Source organism: Parabacteroides leei (genome assembly GCF_023369805.1).
GTDB classification, from domain to species: Bacteria; Bacteroidota; Bacteroidia; order Bacteroidales; family Tannerellaceae; genus Parabacteroides; species Parabacteroides leei.
The window spans coordinates 82,303-99,605 of sequence record NZ_JAMBQG010000011.1 but is presented as its reverse complement, the minus strand read 5'-3'; the positions used below and the strand labels follow the sequence as shown (position 1 = coordinate 99,605).

17 protein-coding genes, 2 pseudogenes and 2 riboswitches are annotated in these 17,303 nt (G+C 45.7%); of the genes and pseudogenes, 4 read left to right on the top strand and 15 right to left on the bottom strand.

All coding sequences use genetic code 11. The features are described 5' to 3' along the window. Positions 1–7 precede the first annotated feature (7 nt). Both M1P97_RS16030 and dinD read right to left on the bottom strand, forming a co-directional pair. On the bottom strand, positions 8–1,123 hold the full coding sequence (locus M1P97_RS16030) for an efflux RND transporter periplasmic adaptor subunit (RefSeq protein ID WP_195372348.1): 1,116 nt from the start codon (positions 1,121–1,123) through the stop codon (positions 8–10). A 215-nt stretch (positions 1,124–1,338) separates the two neighbouring features. Continuing rightward, positions 1,339–2,172, bottom strand: a complete 834-nt coding sequence (gene dinD / locus M1P97_RS16025) for a DNA damage-inducible protein D (protein ID WP_195372347.1) — start codon at positions 2,170–2,172, stop codon at positions 1,339–1,341. Positions 2,173–2,370: 198 nt separating this feature from the next. On the opposite strand from dinD, the gene M1P97_RS16020 reads away from it, so the two are divergent. Then, a complete protein-coding gene (locus tag M1P97_RS16020) occupies positions 2,371–3,288 on the top strand; it encodes a helix-turn-helix domain-containing protein (protein WP_249389590.1) in 918 nt (305 codons plus the stop codon). A 145-nt stretch (positions 3,289–3,433) separates the two neighbouring features. Here the strand turns inward: M1P97_RS16020 and nrdG are convergent, their stop codons facing one another. Further along, on the bottom strand, positions 3,434–3,934 hold the full coding sequence (nrdG, locus tag M1P97_RS16015; RefSeq protein WP_195372345.1) for an anaerobic ribonucleoside-triphosphate reductase activating protein: 501 nt from the start codon (positions 3,932–3,934) through the stop codon (positions 3,434–3,436). A 25-nt stretch (positions 3,935–3,959) separates the two neighbouring features. Continuing rightward, positions 3,960–6,167 (bottom strand): anaerobic ribonucleoside triphosphate reductase, encoded by a 2,208-nt coding sequence (locus tag M1P97_RS16010; RefSeq protein WP_195372344.1) that lies wholly within the window; start codon positions 6,165–6,167, stop codon positions 3,960–3,962. A 284-nt stretch (positions 6,168–6,451) separates the two neighbouring features. After that, a riboswitch (cobalamin riboswitch) is annotated at positions 6,452–6,650 on the top strand. A gap of 59 nt (positions 6,651–6,709) precedes the next feature. Here M1P97_RS16010 and M1P97_RS16005 point away from each other — a divergent pair. The 3 genes and pseudogenes from M1P97_RS16005 to M1P97_RS15995 form a co-directional block, all read left to right on the top strand. Continuing rightward, a pseudogene (locus M1P97_RS16005) lies at positions 6,710–6,850 on the top strand (cysteine-rich CWC family protein); the annotation flags it as partial. Between the two features lie 51 nt (positions 6,851–6,901). Next, a pseudogene (locus M1P97_RS16000) lies at positions 6,902–6,988 on the top strand (acyl-CoA carboxylase); the annotation flags it as partial. Positions 6,989–7,011: 23 nt separating this feature from the next. Next, positions 7,012–7,917 (top strand): aspartate-alanine antiporter-like transporter, encoded by a 906-nt coding sequence (locus M1P97_RS15995; protein WP_249389589.1) that lies wholly within the window; start codon positions 7,012–7,014, stop codon positions 7,915–7,917. A 111-nt stretch (positions 7,918–8,028) separates the two neighbouring features. Here M1P97_RS15995 and M1P97_RS15990 read toward each other — a convergent pair whose 3' ends face one another. From M1P97_RS15990 to M1P97_RS15940, 11 genes are all read right to left on the bottom strand, one after another. After that, positions 8,029–8,883: a F0F1 ATP synthase subunit gamma gene (locus M1P97_RS15990; RefSeq protein ID WP_249389588.1), complete on the bottom strand. Its 855-nt coding sequence runs from the start codon at positions 8,881–8,883 to the stop codon at positions 8,029–8,031. Between the two features lie 16 nt (positions 8,884–8,899). Next, positions 8,900–10,489, bottom strand: a complete 1,590-nt coding sequence (gene atpA, locus M1P97_RS15985) for a F0F1 ATP synthase subunit alpha (RefSeq protein ID WP_195372341.1) — start codon at positions 10,487–10,489, stop codon at positions 8,900–8,902. A gap of 13 nt (positions 10,490–10,502) precedes the next feature. Continuing rightward, positions 10,503–11,045 (bottom strand): F0F1 ATP synthase subunit delta, encoded by a 543-nt coding sequence (locus tag M1P97_RS15980; protein ID WP_249389587.1) that lies wholly within the window; start codon positions 11,043–11,045, stop codon positions 10,503–10,505. A 3-nt stretch (positions 11,046–11,048) separates the two neighbouring features. Next, positions 11,049–11,549, bottom strand: coding sequence for a F0F1 ATP synthase subunit B (atpF, locus tag M1P97_RS15975; RefSeq protein ID WP_195372339.1), 501 nt, complete (start codon positions 11,547–11,549; stop codon positions 11,049–11,051). A 13-nt stretch (positions 11,550–11,562) separates the two neighbouring features. Beyond that, the gene (gene atpE, locus M1P97_RS15970) at positions 11,563–11,817 is read right to left on the bottom strand and encodes an ATP synthase F0 subunit C (protein ID WP_195372338.1); all 255 of its coding nucleotides are present in this window, start codon (positions 11,815–11,817) and stop codon (positions 11,563–11,565) included. Between the two features lie 49 nt (positions 11,818–11,866). Then, entirely contained in the window at positions 11,867–12,928 is a 1,062-nt protein-coding gene (atpB, locus tag M1P97_RS15965; protein WP_195372337.1) for a F0F1 ATP synthase subunit A, read from the bottom strand. Continuing rightward, complete coding sequence (locus M1P97_RS15960) at positions 12,909–13,337, bottom strand: hypothetical protein (RefSeq protein ID WP_195372336.1); 429 nt, start codon at positions 13,335–13,337, stop codon at positions 12,909–12,911. The genes atpB and M1P97_RS15960 overlap by 20 nt, the downstream gene beginning before the upstream one ends. An 11-nt stretch (positions 13,338–13,348) precedes the next feature. Beyond that, positions 13,349–13,588 carry a F0F1 ATP synthase subunit epsilon gene (locus M1P97_RS15955; RefSeq protein ID WP_195372335.1) on the bottom strand — a complete coding sequence of 80 codons (240 nt, stop codon included), beginning with the start codon at positions 13,586–13,588 and terminating at the stop codon, positions 13,349–13,351. 6 nt (positions 13,589–13,594) lie between these two features. Then, positions 13,595–15,112, bottom strand: coding sequence for a F0F1 ATP synthase subunit beta (atpD, locus tag M1P97_RS15950; protein ID WP_195372334.1), 1,518 nt, complete (start codon positions 15,110–15,112; stop codon positions 13,595–13,597). Between the two features lie 365 nt (positions 15,113–15,477). Continuing rightward, entirely contained in the window at positions 15,478–16,812 is a 1,335-nt protein-coding gene (locus M1P97_RS15945) for a threonine/serine exporter family protein (RefSeq protein WP_195372333.1), read from the bottom strand. Between the two features lie 141 nt (positions 16,813–16,953). Next, positions 16,954–17,106 (bottom strand): hypothetical protein, encoded by a 153-nt coding sequence (locus M1P97_RS15940; protein ID WP_195372332.1) that lies wholly within the window; start codon positions 17,104–17,106, stop codon positions 16,954–16,956. Then, a riboswitch (cobalamin riboswitch) is annotated at positions 17,097–17,296 on the top strand. It overlaps the preceding gene by 10 nt. Positions 17,297–17,303 lie beyond the last annotated feature (7 nt).

The following is a 17,303-nucleotide window of genomic DNA, read 5'->3' as shown; positions in this document are numbered from 1 at the left end:
CTTCCTATTATTGTTTAACCTGGATCGGAGTTCCTTCGCGTAGCAAACCTACACCTTCGGCAACGATCACATCACCGACTTTCAGGCCTTCGTTCACGATATATTCCTGGCCTCCGTTCACACGGGTGATATTGACCTGAGCCGATGTCGCTTTGCCATCTATGACTTTATAAACGTATACTTTATCCTGTATTTCGAATGTGGCTGTTTGCGGGATCACGATACTGCCCGATTTCTCTGTAGACAGGATAATGTTTCCGGAACTGCCGCTGTAAAGGATCTCTTCTTCGTTCGGGAATACGGCACGCAGGCTGACTGTTCCGGTATTGCGGTCGATGACTCCACTGATCGTTTCGACTTTCCCTTTTGCCGGATAAACGGATTTATCATTCAGTAGCAATTCGACTTCCGGCATCATTTCTAAAGCTTTCTGCTTGGAACCGTATTGGCGGGTGAGGGCCAATAGTTGATTTTCCGTCAGGGAAAAGTAGACATACATGTTCGAATTATCTGAAACTGTTGTCAACGGTTTTGGCGAATTGGCGCTGACCAACGCTCCGACACGGTAGGGGAGTGTTCCGACAACTCCGTTGGACGGACTTTTTACCTCTGTGTATGAAAGGTTATTGCGGGCACTCAGTTCCTGTGCTTTCATCTGGGCCAGCTGTGCTTTGGCGCTTAACCATGAATTTTCAGCAGTTTGCAGGTCGAAAGCCGATACTACATTTTGTGCATGCAGTTCTTTTTTACTGTCGAACGTCAGTTTTGCCGTGTTCAGTGCAGCCTGTGCAGCTTCCACATTGGCAATTGCTGTTTGCAGGGCCGCCTGATAAGGGACCTGGTCGATGACAAACAGTAGTTGACCTTTCTGTACAGCTTGTCCTTCTTCTACACATAACCGGGTGATAAATCCTGAGACCTGCGGATAAATGTCGATATCCTGACGTCCGCGGATGGTAGCAGAATAGAGGCTGCTCAGGGTTTTGTCGGTTGTGGACACTTTCAGTACTTTGTACTCATTGTTCACCTGCATAGCCGGTTGTTCCTTACAAGAACTGGCTATAAGGCAAAGAAGCCCTACCCCGATGCCGCTCAGGCATCTGGCAAATAAATTTTTCTTCATTTTTTCGTAATTGTTTATTTAAAATCCCGGCAGCGGATTCTTCCAAAATTAAAATATCAATAGGGTGATATTCGAATGAGAATAGTTTTCTACTCTTTGATATTTACTGCCTTAACTAATAACCGGTGCAAATGTCCGACTTTTTAGCAAAACAACGATGGTCGAAAAATGAATATATTTGTTCCAAATTTGAACAGCAGCGGGGAAGCCGCCTACTACTTTTTCTTCTTGGGGTCATTTAGCTTTTTAGCATCTTTCTTCAGACGTTTCTCTACCTTTTTTATATCTTCCCCGGCAGGAAATTGTTCGGGAAATATGCCTCTGCTAACCAACATGTCTCTTACGGCCAGGTTGTTATCCACATGCTCGTTTTCGATGGAGGTTTGTCCGTATAAATCGTTCTGCTGCACATTGACGGAGGTCATTTCTGCTGCAAAGTCCTTAGCTTTTATACTGATTGTAGGCAGAAAATCTGCAAGAGGGCGGCTGTCGGGTACTCCTAATTTGCGTTTGAGTAGTTTGGTATCGATACGAAACAACGCTTTATCCCCTTTGGAACGTATGGTGGCAAAGCCTTTGCTGTCTATGCCTCTTTCGTATAAAACGCCGGAAAGTAGCTTTTCTGTTTCGGCTAGTTTGGTGCGTGCATTGATGCGTTCATAGTCTAATAGGCGTTGTTCTATAAGCTCTGCGCGTCTGGTCTGTACGGCAAAATAGTTTTGTGCAAAAGCTATTTCAGGCTTCCGGGGATCGCCATTTTGCGCAATTAAGTAGCATGCGTAGCGGGTGAGTAGAGTGTTATCTACTTCTCTTTCAGCACCTTTGGCTAGGCTGATCATTTTGCGGACGTCCGCAAAATGATAGGTTGTATCTTCGCCTGCATTTTTACATGCTATTCTGGCTTTTTCTATGGCTGGTAGGAAGTTACGCCATTGGGAATATCCTAATAAGGGATATAATTCTCTTGCACTCCAACACTCTACTCCATTGTAATCACAAACAATACTCTCAAATTGAGTAAATAACTCTTTAATTTCTTCTGTTTTCATAGTCTCCGTTTTTATTAAATTGTTACAAATATAAAAATAGATATTGAATAAAGCATGTATTTCTATATAATTATTTCTTATCGGTTGATTAATATGTTGTGCGATCATTTTGCGGACGTCCGCAAAATGGTTGTATAAAACCAATCCGGAGCTGCTTTCGGATATATTTTTTATCTTTGCAGCCTTATGAAAATGGATATGGAAGAATCTTTTTTACAGCTAAGTATTGCGGACTTGCTTCGTTTTAAAATGAATCTGAAGTCCTATCAGGATAAATTGGTTATTGTGAGAATGGATGGTAACAATCACAGGAATCCGGGATTCAAAGAAGATGTTTCTATTCGCCTGGATGCCTTTTCCATCTTTCTGGTTCGGCAAGGAGACATAGAGATTACCATAGATGATTTTACCTATCATTTATCTGATAATCTGTTGTTGAATATAATGGATATGCACTCGGTAAAGAACTTCCGTGTTTCTTCTGATTTCAAAGGCTATCATCTGATCATCGATCGTAATCTGTTTTCCGAGATCATGTTAAACAGCCGTCGTATGCCTGCTGCTTATATCGCTTCCCTGCATAGTCGTCCTATCCAACATCTGAACGAAGAGGAAGGTCTTTTATTAGAAAATTGCCTCTGCCGTATCGAGCGGAATATCGACCGTACGGAACATGCATGGCAACGCGATATCATCCTGAACGAACTCCGTGGCTTTTTACTGGAGATGAATAACATCGTCTATCAGGCAAACCGCCATAAAGTAAATCCGAATCCACCGGCAAAAGATGTATTGCTTTTCCTGTTTATCCAGTTGCTGAACAAACATTGCCGGACAGAACATACTGTTTCTTTTTATGCCGGCGAATTGTGCATTACCCCCGAATACCTGTCGCGTATAATGAAAAGTTTCAGTGGAAGGACTGTCAACCAATGGATCAGTGAGGCTTTGATGCGCGAAGCCGAGATACTTTTGCGGAATCCGGATTTGTCCATTCAGCAAATAGCCGACATGCTGAATTTTTCCGATCAGTCATCCTTCGGAAAATTCTTTAAGAAACACAGGGGGGTATCGCCTATATTATTCAAACGTAAGTTTGCCACAGGGAAGGAATAAACTTTTTCTTTAGATTTTATCATGAAGTGCACCGGTCTTTCCGAAGAAGAAATCAATAATTTGTAAGATTTTTTCATATAAATATATCAGGGCTATCGTTTTGAATGATAGCCCTTTTTGTGAGTGAAAATATCCTTTTATGATTTCAGATAAACGGATTATAATTGTAGAAAACCACTTTCTTTTCTTTCAGTGATTTCTTTACGTCGATCAACCGTTGGTTGCTGCTACCACGGAATAATAAACTTTCATCGTGCAAAGCCTGTTTGAATTTCCCGTCCACCAGTACATCAATGTATTGAAGCAAGGCTGCCTGTTTCGGGTTTTCCAATAGTTTTTCAAACTTATACCCGGTGTAGCACCAGATATTTTTCCGGCTTTTCGCTTTGATGGCGCGTGCCAGTTCGGTAAATCCTTCCGGCTGGAACATCGGATCGCCGCCACTGAATGTGACATCGGCAAATTCGTCGGCCAGTACCTTTTCCAATATTTCTTCTGTAGGAACCGGTTTACCTTTCTTTATATCCCACGATTCCGGATTGTGGCAACCCGGGCATTCGTTCGGGCATCCCGCTGCATAGATAGCGGTCCGGAAGCCCGGACCGTCTACGGTTGTGTCTTCTATAATGTCGATAATCGAAAGCATAGCTTAAGAATATTCAATTATTTTTTTAGTTATGAATAATACGGTCATTCAATTCTGATAATTTAGCATTGTTCCAACGGTCGGTTGTTCCTACCAGATAACCGGTGATACGTTGCAGTTTGTCCAGATGCTGGCTGCCGCATTTCGGACATGTGTCGATATGAGCATCAGCGTTTTCAAAACCACAGTCAAGGCAACGGTTGCGGTTGTGGTTTACCGAACCGTAACCGATATTATATTTGTCCATCATATCGACTACCTTCATGATTACTTCCGGGTTGTGAGTCGCGTCGCCGTCTATTTCGACATAGAAGATATGACCACCACCGGTTAATGCATGGTAAGGTGCTTCCACTTCTGCCTTATGACGGGCACTGCATTTATAATATACCGGAACATGGTTGGAGTTGGTATAATAGTCGCGGTCGGTAATACCGGGAAGTGAGCCGAATTTCTTGCGATCTCTTCCGGTGAATTTGCCGGAAAGGCCTTCTGCCGGAGTTGCCAATACGCTATAATTATGTTGATATTGTTCGGAGAACTGATTGACACGGTCGCGCATATACGTTACGATTTTCAGGCCTAATTCCTGGGAAGCTGCATCTTCACCATGATGTTTGCCGGTAAGCGCAACCAAACATTCTGCCAATCCGATAAATCCGATACCCAGTGTACCCTGGTTGATAACAGAGGCGATCGTGTCGGTGGGTTTCAGTTTCTCGCTACCCAACCAAAGTGAAGACATCAATAGCGGGAACTGTTTGGCATAAGCCGTTTTCTGGAATTCCATACGTTCGTGAAGCTGTCGGGCGGTCACTTCCAACATATCATCCAGTTTCGCAAAGAAACGAGCAATACGAACTTCCTTATCTTCGATATCCATGCATTCGATAGCCAGGCGTACGATATTGATGGTTGAGAAGGATAGGTTTCCGCGTCCGATAGAAGTCTTCGGTCCGAAACGGTTCTCGAATACGCGGGTACGGCATCCCATAGTGGCTACCTCGTACATATAACGTTGTGGGTCGTCTGCTTTCCAATCTTCGTGCTGGTTGAATGTGGCATCCAGGTTGAGGAAGTTAGGGAAGAAGCGACGGGCAGAAACTTTGCAGGCCAGCGTATACAGGTCGTAGTTACGATCTTCCGGCAGATAACTTACGCCACGTTTCTTTTTCCATATCTGGATCGGGAAGATAGCCGTTTCGCCGTTGCCGACGCCACGGTAGGTACTTTTCAGTATTTCGCGGATGATGCAACGTCCTTCGGCCGAAGTGTCTGTCCCGTAGTTGATAGAGCTGAATACCACCTGGTTGCCACCACGTGAGTGAATGGTGTTCATATTATGGATAAAGGCTTCCATCGACTGGTGTACACGGCTGGTCGTTTTATTGATAGCATGCTGTATGATCCGCTGGTCGCCTGTCAGGCCGTCTAACGGAGTATTTACGTAATCATCAACTTCTATCTGGTAGAGATGCGAATAATCGGCTCCGTTCAACTCTTCCAGTGTTTTAATCTCTTCGATAAAACTGTTGCGTACATAAGGAGCCAGATAGAAGTCGAAAGCCGGGATTGCCTGTCCGCCGTGCATTTCGTTCTGAGCTGTCTCCAGTGAGATACATCCCAGGATACTGGCTGTTTCGATACGTTTAGCCGGGCGCGATTCGCCATGTCCGGCAGAAAAACCATATTTAAGTATACGGTCTAACGGATGCTGTACGCAGGTCAGACTCTTGGTAGGGTAATAATCTTTATCATGAATGTGGAGGTAATTGTTGGAGATAGCTTCCTTTACCTCTTCGCTTAACAAATAGTCATCGACGAACGGTTTGGTCGTTTCGCTGGAGAACTTCATCATCATACCCGCAGGTGTGTCCGCGTTCATATTCGCATTCTCACGGGTGATATCGTTCGATTTGATATTGATAATCTCCAGGAACATGTCGCGCGTTTTCGCTTTACGGGCAATGCTGCGTTGGTTACGGTAAGCGATGTATTTTTGTGCTACGTCTTTACGGCTACTGTTCATCAGTTCCAGTTCGACTGCATCCTGAATCGCTTCCACTGTCATTTGTGGTTCTCCTTTGAATGAAATATGGTCTACGATCTGGCGAATCAGCTGCAAATCGTCTCCTATTTCAGTGTGTAACATGGCCTTTCTGATTGCCGTTACAATTTTTTCCTCATTAAATCCGACGATACGTCCATCCCGTTTAATAACTGTTTGTATCATGATAGCTCTATTGGTGTGTAATACTTTTTTTATGTTTGCAAAGGTATACTGTTACTATATACGGTGTTCTTTTTGGAAAACTTTTTGCTAGTTAATATTTGTCAACTATCTGGTAATCATATGTGTTGTTTTGAGAAATGGGAAACTTTGTAATTTAGATTGGTTATTTTGTTGTCCAAAAGTAAAATCTGTAATTCTATTTCGTTAGCTCTTATGTTTCAGAGGCTTTTACCGGAAGGCAAAAAAAATATATGAAAAAGGAGTATTTAATGAGTAATTTTTCTATACATTTGCATTGAAATGGTTCTGTGTTTTCGGTTCCGGAAATACAGATTAAAAGGGAATCGGGTGTAAATCCCGGACAGTCCCGCTGCTGTGAAGCTCCGTTCAACATTCTGAGAATTACTTATTGCCACTGACGTATGTCGGGAAGGTTTCAGGATGGGAGTCAGTCAGAAGACCTGCCGTTCGTTAAAGGTTCATATCCTCGTGGGTTAGGATACGAATTCGAAAAGATTATTTATTATAAAAGTTATTAGATCATGGAGAAAGATTGTCCGCGTTGTGGTGTCTCCTTTATCTGCCGGGTAGAAAATATTACTACCTGCCAATGTGCACCTGTGAATTTGGATGAGCTTCAACTGGCCTATGTGAAAATGCATTATCCGGGTTGTTTGTGCAATTCCTGCCTGAATGAAATAAAGAAATATTTTTATGCTTGCGAAGTGAATCCTCGTTACAAACTCATACAGGCATTGGAAATGCCTAAAAATAAAAGCCTGACTAATCCACCGAAAAAACATGGTAATATGCCGTTATAGAAAGAAATTAAAAATAAATTGTTATGAAGTGGATAAATGAGTTGTTATGGGGAGAGGGAATAGGACATTCCATCCTCTTATTATCGCTGGTGATTGCTGTCGGTATCCAGTTGGGAAAGATCAAGGTATTTGGTATCTCTCTGGGAATAACGTTGGTTTTGTTTGTCGGTATTTTACTGGGGCATTTCGGATTTACCATCAATCCCGCTGTTATCCACTTCTTTAAGGAGTTCGGATTGATCCTGTTTGTCTATTCGGTAGGTATGCAGGTAGGACCGGGGTTCTTTTCTTCCTTTAAGAAAGGGGGGATGACCTTGAACGGATTGGCTTGCGGAATTGTCTTTCTTGGTGTTATAACAGCATTAGCCATTCATTTTATAACGGACATTCCTATACCGACGATGGTTGGTATTTTGTCGGGAGCTATTCTGGGTAGTATTCCCTTCTCTATTCCGGGGATTCCGCAGCCAATCAAACTGGGTTTGGCCGGTGGCCCGTTGGTTGTTTCTATCCTGTTAAGCCGGTTCGGATACCGTTATAAATTGGTTACTTATACCACCCAGAGTGCTAACCTGATGTTGAGGGAGGTCGGCATAACCATGTTCCTTGCCTGTGTAGGTTTGAGTGCCGGGGATGGATTTGTGGATACGATCGTGAATAAAGGAGGTTTTGCCTGGATCGGTTACGGTTTCATCATCACGATGTTGCCTTTATTGATTATCGGACTGGTAGGACGGCATTTCTTTAAACTGAACTATTATACGTTGATGGGATTACTGGCCGGAAGTACGACCGATCCTCCTGCACTGGCTTATGCAAATGCTACGGCAGGAAATGATGCACCGGCTGTGGGGTATGCAACGGTTTATCCTTTGACTATGTTTTTACGCGTATTAACCGCGCAACTAATGATATTATTCTTCTATTAAATTTATAAAATTTGGTTGTTAGAATATTGTTCAATAATAATTTTAAAGCCAGAAGCTCCGCCGAAGTGATTTCGCCGGAGCTTCGTCCTTTATAGAGGTAATGAGGTTGTATTATCCCGCTCCTCCCATGATATCCAACAATTCGTTGGTGATGGCTTGCTGGCGGGTTTTATTATATTGGAGTGTCAGTTCCTGGATCAGGTCGTTCGCATTGTCGTTGGCCGTCTGCATGGCCAGCATACGGGCGGCATGTTCGGCTGTAACGGTGTCGAGCAATGTCGTATAGATATGTAAGTGAAGCACTTTCGGGAGCAACAAGGCCAACAAATGTTCGGATGACGGTTCGAGTATATAGTTGGCCGATGAATGTGCCGGATCTATTTCCGGCAGAGTGACCGGCAGGAATACCTTTTCGGTCAGTACCTGTTCCGCCATATTCTTGAAATGATGGTAGAGCAATTCTACCCGGTCTGCTTCTCCGGAAATATAAAGCGTCATCAGCGCAGATGCCAGCTTGCTGGCATCTGCGTAATTCAGCTTGTCTGCGATCAGCAGAAAACTGTCGTCTGTCTGATACCCTGCTTTGTGAAGTTCGTCGGCTATCTTTTTACCGACAGGATACAGGCGCACAGCGATACCATCCGCCTCATACCGGTGAAGGCGGGTAGACAGTTCCTTCCATACGTTGGCATTGAAAGCACCACACAGACCCGTATTGGACGAAAAGGCGACGATAGCAACCTGTTTTACCTCCCGTTGGGCGGTATAAGGTGAATTCAGTTCGCTTTCGGCTGCCAGGGTTCCGTTCAACAGGGCGCTCAGCTTACTTTCGTATGCAAGCATATGTTCGACAATCGTCTGCGTGTGATGTAGTTTGGCAGAAGATACCATCTTCATGGCTGAAGTGATCTTCTGCGTGTTCCTGATCGATGCAAGACGGATTTTTATCTCTTTCAGTGATGCCATAATTTAGTTTCTATATTCAACCAGCTTTGTATGCACCGCTTACCTGGCGGGCTGTTTCCTCCAGGATACGGCAGACGTCATCGTTTATCACACCCGATTTCAGTACGTCGAGTACGTCGTGCTGGTGGTTGGTGATTAATGTCTGCAGGTATGCGTTCTCGAAATCGTGAACATGCTCCAGCGGCACTTCCTTCAATAAACCTTTTGTTCCGCAATACAGGATCGCGATCTGTTGTTCGACAGGCATCGGGCTGTATTGGGGCTGGATCAATAGCTGGGTATTCTTTTGTCCTTTGTCGATGGTAAAAGCGGTAACAGTATCCATCTCGCCACCGAATTTGGTGAACGACTCGAGTTCGCGGAACTGTGCCTGGTCTATCTTTAAAGTACCGGCCACTTTCTTCATCGCTTTCAGCTGGGCGTTACCGCCTACACGGGATACCGAGATACCTACATTGATAGCCGGACGGTTTCCCTGGTTGAACAGGTCTGTTTCCAGGAATATCTGTCCGTCGGTGATGGAGATCACGTTGGTCGGGATATAAGCCGAGACGTCACCCGCCTGTGTTTCGATGATCGGCAGGGCAGTCAATGAACCGCCACCTTTCACGATCTCTTTCATGCTGTCCGGCAGGTCGTTCATCTCGCAAGCCACTTCCTGCTGGTTGATGATCTTCGCTGCACGTTCCAGCAAACGGGAGTGCAAGTAGAAGATATCACCCGGATAAGCCTCGCGACCGGAAGGACGGCGCAGGATCAGGGATACTTCGCGGTAAGCAACGGCCTGTTTGGACAGGTCGTCGTAAACGACCAGGGCATGGCGTCCGCTGTCACGGAAGTATTCACCGATAGCCGCACCGGCAAAAGGAGCGAAATATTGCATGGCTGCCGGGTCGGAAGCCGTGGCACTGACAACGATCGTGTAGTCCATAGCACCTTTTTCCTGCAGCGTATTGACCAAAGAGGCAACAGTAGAACCCTTTTGTCCGATCGCAACATAGATACAGTAAACAGGGTTGCCTGCTTCGTAGTTGCTGCGTTGGTTGATAATGGTATCGATCGCGATGGAGGTTTTACCTGTCTGGCGGTCGCCGATGATCAATTCACGTTGGCCGCGTCCGATAGGTATCATGGCATCTACAGCCTTGATTCCCGTCTGCAGCGGTTCATTGACCGGCTGGCGGAAAATAACGCCCGGCGCTTTCCGTTCCAGTGGCATCTGGTATTTCTTTCCTGTGATCTCACCTTTCCCGTCGATCGGGTTACCCAGCGGGTCGATCACACGGCCGATCATGTTTTCGCTTACATTGATGGAAGCGATACGGCGGGTACGTTTTACGGTATCGCCTTCTTTTACCTGGTCGGTCGGGCCGAGTAATACGGCACCTACGTTATCCTCTTCCAGGTTCATAACGATGGCTTCCATGCCGTTGTCGAAAGCCAGCAGTTCGTTGGCTTCCGCATTATCCAGTCCATAGATGCGTGCCACCCCGTCGCTTACCTGAAGCACGGTACCTACTTCCTCCAGATGGATACTGGTATTGATACCTTCCAGTTGCTCGCGTAATATGGCGGAAACTTCACTTACTTTTATCTGGTCTGTCATACGTTTTTCTTTTTTAATTTCTTTCGATCAGCTTGTTTCTTATCTCCCGGAGTTGACGTGAATAACTGGCGTCGATCCGGATGTTGCCGATCCGGAGAACGAATCCTCCGATCAGTTCCGGCCGGAGCACTCCCGTAAACTCGATGGTGTCGCCGGTTTCTTCCTGCAACCGCTTCTTCAGATGCTCCTGGGTCGCTTCGTCCACCGGTACCGGTGTCTTGAACAATACCCGGGTGATCTTCTTGTCTTTCCGGTACATATGGATATATATATATGCCATGAGCGGTAACAGGCTTTCCCTTTTACGCTGCAACACCAGGCGGATAAAGCGTGCGAACAGGTCGCATACTTCCAGGCCGGCGGCGGTAGTGAGCAACCGGATCTTTTCCTTTTCGGGAATGATCGGGTTGTCGAGTACCGTTTTCAGTCCCGGTTGTTCTTCGAAACTGACCATCAGCATCTTCATATCATCATATACCCGGGTCTCCTGCTTTTTCTCTTTAGCAAGTGAAAAGAGCGCTTTGACATACCGGGAAGAGATTGTACCTACATCCATATATTATGATTTACTAAACGAAACATTGTCGAGCAGCCCGTTGATGATCTTTTCCTGTTCATCCGTGCGGCTGATTTTCTCTTTCATTACTTTCTCTGCAATAGCGACAGACAAATCGGCTATTTCGGTACGGACTTCACGGATCGCTTTCTCTTTTTCTTCCCGTATATGCCGCGTTGCCTCTTCTACCTGCAGATGGGCTTCAGCGGAAGCTTTCTGATGGGCTTCGCTGATGATCTGTTCTTTTTCAACCAGGGCTTGTTTCAGGATCTCATTCTGCTGCTCCCTTGCCTGGGCAAGGATCTTTTCGCTTTCGGCCTGTATGCCGGCAAGCTGTTCGTTTGCCTGGCGGGCCGACTCGAGGGATTGGTCTATGTATTCTTTCCGTTGTTCCACGGCTTTGATAATCACCGGGAATCCATATTTGGAAAGAATGACAAAGACAATTCCGAAGGAAAGGATCATCCAGAATAAAAGCCCTGCGTCTGGTGTGAGCAATGACATAGTTTACTTTATTTTATTGGAACAATCCTAAGAAACATACCACGATCGCAAACAGGGCAACCCCTTCTACCAACGCACCCATAATAAGCATGGATGTACGGATATCGCCGGCTGCCGACGGTTGACGGCTGATTCCTTCAACTGCACCTTTTCCGATAAGTCCGATACCGATACCTGCGCCGATAGCTGCTAATCCGGCTCCCATTGTTGCACCTAGTTTAGCTAAGCCTGCGCCGGCTGCTGCTTGTAATAAAATTGCTGATAACATAGTTTTTAATCTTTTAATTAGTAACCTTGTTTTTAATAAATATGTTTGTTTACTCTCTTACTTTAGCCAGTCCGATATAATTGGCCGACAGCAGGGTAAATATATAGGCCTGCAGACATGCCACCAACAACTCGAGACAGTTCATAAACACGGTGAACAGTACGGATACGACCGTCATTGTCCCGTTTATGGCTACTCCCATCGAGGCGGTGATGAATATCAGGCAAGTAAGTGCCAGGATGATCGTATGGCCGGCCATGATGTTGGCAAACAGACGGATCATCAGGGCGAATGGCTTCGTTAGTATGCCGAAAAATTCCACAAAGGGCATGATCGGCAACGGCAACTTCAGGAACAGCGGTGCATTCGGCCAGAATATCTCCTTCCAGTATTCTTTGGTAGCGAACAGGTTTACCGCCAGGAACGTGCATCCTGCCAGTACCGCCGTGACGGCAATATTGCCCGTGACATTGGCTCCTCCCGGAAAGATCGGGATGATACCGATCAGGTTATTGATCAGGATAAAGAAGAATACCGTCAGCAGGTAGGATGAAAAAGGTTTGTATTCCTTTCCGATCCCTTCCTTTACCACTCCTTCATTGATATACATGACCGCCATCTCCATCAGTCCGGTAAATCCGCCGGGTGCTTCGTAAGGATGCTTCTTATACCAGCGGGCTGTCCTGAGGACGATGAAAAGCAATATCCCGCAACTGAGCAACAGGCCGACTGCGTTTTTGGTGAGCGACAGGTCGAGCGGCTTTACCTCTTCGCCCCGGCTGTTCTTCTCCACCACTTTTCCGGCATGTTCGCCTTCTCCTGCCACGTAGTAATTATGATGTACGTTGCCGTGATGCAGGTGAGAGGAGAGGAACATATCCCATCCGCGCTCTTCGCTCCTGACCAGAACGGGAAGCGGTATGGAGATTTCCTTGCCGTTCCATTCGGTAATATGCCAGGTATAGGCATCCCGAATATGCGAGAATACGATATCCTGCACATCTACCTTTCCCGGTTCGTCGCCTGTGGTGGCCGCATTTATAGGGGCACCGATACAGGCCAGTAGGAGAAAGGTAAACCAAAACAGGTATTTATTTTTTATTCTGTTCATCTTTTTCTCTTTTCTCTCTTAGCATTCTTTTTTTCTCAAACAGATACATTGTATATGTTTCCAGTACGAGATAAATGAAATAAAACAACATCATCGTAAATCCGAAAGCTTTCAGGTTCTGGCCGACCATCGCGGCATATAACCATAGAAAGACGAGCGCAAGTATGATTTTGCATAGCCGGACTACCATATATGTAACAATGGTGACATCGCCATGTTTTCGTTTTACATGGTCCAGAAAGAAAGTCATCAGCATGGCCATCAACCAGTAGAAAACCGGGATGGATGGGTACCAGTCAAAATAGACCGAAGGCCAGATGGTATATAACAACCCTCCTAAAGTGACACCAATAACTACATTAATAAAAGTGATTAAGCCCATTAGCTTCATTCTTAATCTACCGCTCATGATCGTATTGTTTATTCGATGCATACGGACAGGATATCGTTTTTTATCTCAACGAATCCGCTCTGTATTTTTATTTCTTGTCGTTCTTTCTTTTCTTTTGTCTGATACCGGATAACGCCCTCTTCCAGCGCGGCTATCATGGAGGCATGATGAGGTAATACGTCGAACGATCCGGCGATACCCGGAAAAGAGACGTAGTCTGTTTCACCTTTGAACAAGATGCCTGCGGGAGATATGATTTCCAGTTCCATACGTTATTAATTTGCTTGTTCTGCCAGTTTCTTCCCTTTCTCGATCACGTCTTCAATCGTACCTACGTTGAGGAAGGCCTGTTCTGGGATATTGTCTGTTTCACCATCCATGATCATATTGAAACCACGGATCGTGTCTTCAATAGAGACCATAACACCCGGTATGCCGGTGAACTGTTCCGCCACGGCAAAAGGCTGCGACAGGAAACGTTGAACGCGGCGGGCACGGTTCACTGTCTGGCGGTCTTCGTCCGAAAGCTCTTCCATACCCAGGATAGAAATGATATCCTGCAGTTCCTTGTTTCGTTGAAGGATCTGTTTTACGCGCTGGGCCGTTTCATAATGTTCCTTTCCAACGACCAGCGGGTCGAGGATACGGGAAGTCGATTCCAACGGGTCGACAGCCGGATAGATACCCAATTCGGTGATCTTGCGGCTCAATACGGTGGTGGCATCCAGGTGCGTAAAAGTGGTTGCCGGTGCCGGGTCCGTCAGGTCGTCGGCAGGTACATAAACAGCCTGCACCGAAGTGATCGAACCTTTCTTTGTCGAGGTGATACGCTCCTGCATGGCCCCCATTTCGGTAGCCAGTGTCGGTTGATACCCTACGGCCGACGGCATACGTCCCAGCAAGGCGGATACTTCAGACCCTGCCTGGGTGAAGCGGAATATATTATCGATAAAGAACAGGATATCGCGTGTTTCCCCTTCGGGTGCCAGGTCGCGGAACGACTCGGCGATGGTCAATCCGGATAATGCCACTGACGAACGCGCTCCGGGCGGTTCGTTCATCTGTCCGAATACCAATGTAGCCTGCGATTTAGCCAGTTCTTCGTGATCTATCTTCGACAGGTCCCAATGTCCGGCTTCCATGCTTTCCCTGAACTCTTTGCCGTAGCGGATCACACCCGACTGTATCATTTCACGCAACAGGTCGTTACCTTCGCGGGTACGTTCGCCCACGCCGGCAAAGACGGAAAAACCGTTATTCTTTTTAGCAATGTTATTGATAAGTTCCATGATAAGAACGGTCTTACCTACACCGGCTCCTCCGAAAAGTCCGATCTTACCCCCTTTGGAATAGGGTTCCAGCAGGTCGATCACTTTAATACCTGTGTAAAGAACATCCTTGCTGGTTGTCAGATCCTCAAACTTCGGCGGTTCGCGATGGATGGGAAGTGCCCCTTTCCGGTCCAGTTCTTCCATCCCGTCGATCGAATCACCGGTAACATTCATCAAACGCCCTTTTACCTGGTCGCCGACCGGCATGGTAATAGGCGAGCCGCATGAAACGGCTTCTACTCCTCGCTGCAGTCCGTCTGTCGTATCCATAGCGACTGTACGGACTGTGTTTTCCCCAATATGTTGTTGTACTTCTACAATCAACGTTTTTCCATTGGGGCGGGCTATCTCCATGGCGTCATGGATACGGGGTAGTACTGTTTTTCCTTCTTTTTCAGTATCGAAGTGAATATCCACAACCGGCCCGATAACCTGCGAAACATAACCTTTTGTTTCTCCCATACAATTCTAATTAACCTTTTCAATCTGTTTTCAAGGTTGCAATATTACGAAAACAACCTGCCGGAAACTGTAACATATTACTTTTTGGGCTTTTTTGCATTTAGTTAAACTTTAAACTAATTTGAGGTGTGTACCTAAATAGACCAATAACTTTCTGATATGGAACAATTCGGAGCTCATTTGTTTAAAATCTTCATCCGGAACTAATTATTTTTGGTTCCAATCTAAAGTAGGGTGAAATTCCTTGTTGTGTATTTCTTTGTTAAAAATATAGTTGTTTCAGTCGCTATCGTATAAAATGTTTAAGAGGCTGCCCCATATATTAAATGAACAGCCTCTTGTTGTTTGTATCGTTATGATTTATTTTACCATTCAAGGAACTTTCCGCGTTGCCGGCGTTTCTCCAGCTCTTCCTGTAGATACCGTTTGCGGTCTTTGGCGATGTATTGGCGGGCAAAGATGTTCGGAACGGCAACCCCCAGCGAGATACAGAGGATGATAAGGGCTGAATTGATGCCGTTGAAGAATGCATTCGTCACTTCACCGACTACTCCGTGCAGGTCGATGAATGCCAATAATGACCGGTACATCAAGACCCCGGGGATCATCGGGATGACGGAGGGTATTGTCAGTACGTGGTTGGGTACATGGAACCAATGCACCGCTTTCACTGCGAGGAGGCTCACTACGAAGCTTCCCATAAACGAACCGATCACAGGACCGTAACCCAATTCGAAATTCACAAAGTTGCGTGTACATACGGCAATGATCCCTCCGATTGCTACCACCCATAATAAGCGGCGTTGTATATTAAAGATCATCGAAAATCCCATCGCAGCAATAGCCGCAGCAATTGCATATACATAATACGGGTCGTGAGGAACCATACTTAGTTCACTGAATTTATGGTCGATCGTGATGTCCCCCATCACAAGTACACGCATGGCAAACGCGATACCGAAAGTCATGGCGCCTACCATCATGGCCGTATTCGCCGCACGGGTGATCCCTACCAGCAAATGGTTGTCGAGCATATCGTCCACAAAGTTGATCAGCGGCACTCCCGGTACGATGAACAAGGCACATGCCAGCAACGGATGATAGGGCGTATCGGATAGTCCCGAGAAAGAGGAAACATAGGCCAGGCAGGTGGATACGAAAGCGGCGAGGGCTATGCTCATATAGACATTCAGGCCGGCTTCGACGCAACGGGCACGTACCCTGAAACCGATGAATGCGCAAATGGAAGCAAACAGGAAAGCGATCCAGTCGCATCCAAACAGTTTACAGAATCCTCCGCAGGCAAATCCGGCGCCGATGGCCACTACATAAGGAATATAGTTACGCGGTTTTGCCGCAATTTTCTCCAATTCATTTTCGTATTCGTCCAGTGAGTAATCTTCCTCGATAGCGCGCCATGAAAGATCGCTGATCTGTGAGATTGCGGTCATGTTAATACCGTGTTTCTCACATTTCTGGAATTTGGAGAATGAGTTTCTTTCGTCACTGACATTTACCATGATCATCGTCCACCGGATATCGAGATGTAATTTCTCTTCCGGAATACCCATAAATGCAGCTACTCGTTTCATGTTCCGTTCAATACGGTTCGTGTCGGCAGCACTTTCCATCAATAATTTACCGGTACGAAGCAAGAGATCTAGTTTGCGTCGTAATAACAATACTTCCTTGTCTGTCATCTTTTTGTTTAATTCGGGTCCAATTCGGGCGCGAAGGTACAGCTTTTTTCCGATTATCAAAATGCTATTACTATCGCATGTAAATCGAATTAATATAGCGACTATTTAGAATTAATATTACGGGTAATATTTTTTAACGTATTAAACGGACAGGGAAAGGGTGATTATATAATCAAAATGTAAAAAGGCATATTCTCCCCGGGAAGAGGTAAACAGCAGGTTCGCATCGATACGAATGATATAAAGTTTGCCTGTTCTATCTTCATATTCCGATATATTTCGTATTTTTGCCATCGAATTATGGTGTAACGGTTTGGCTGTCGCTGACCGTTAGTAAAAGGGAATCCGGTGCAAGTCCGGAACTGTACCCGTAGCTGTAAGTTCTATAACCCCGGCAAATCTTGTTGCCACTGACTGAAAAGTTGGGAAGGCGGCCGATCATGGGAGAACGAGTCAGAAAACCTGCCATCATTCGATATGCAATGCCTCGG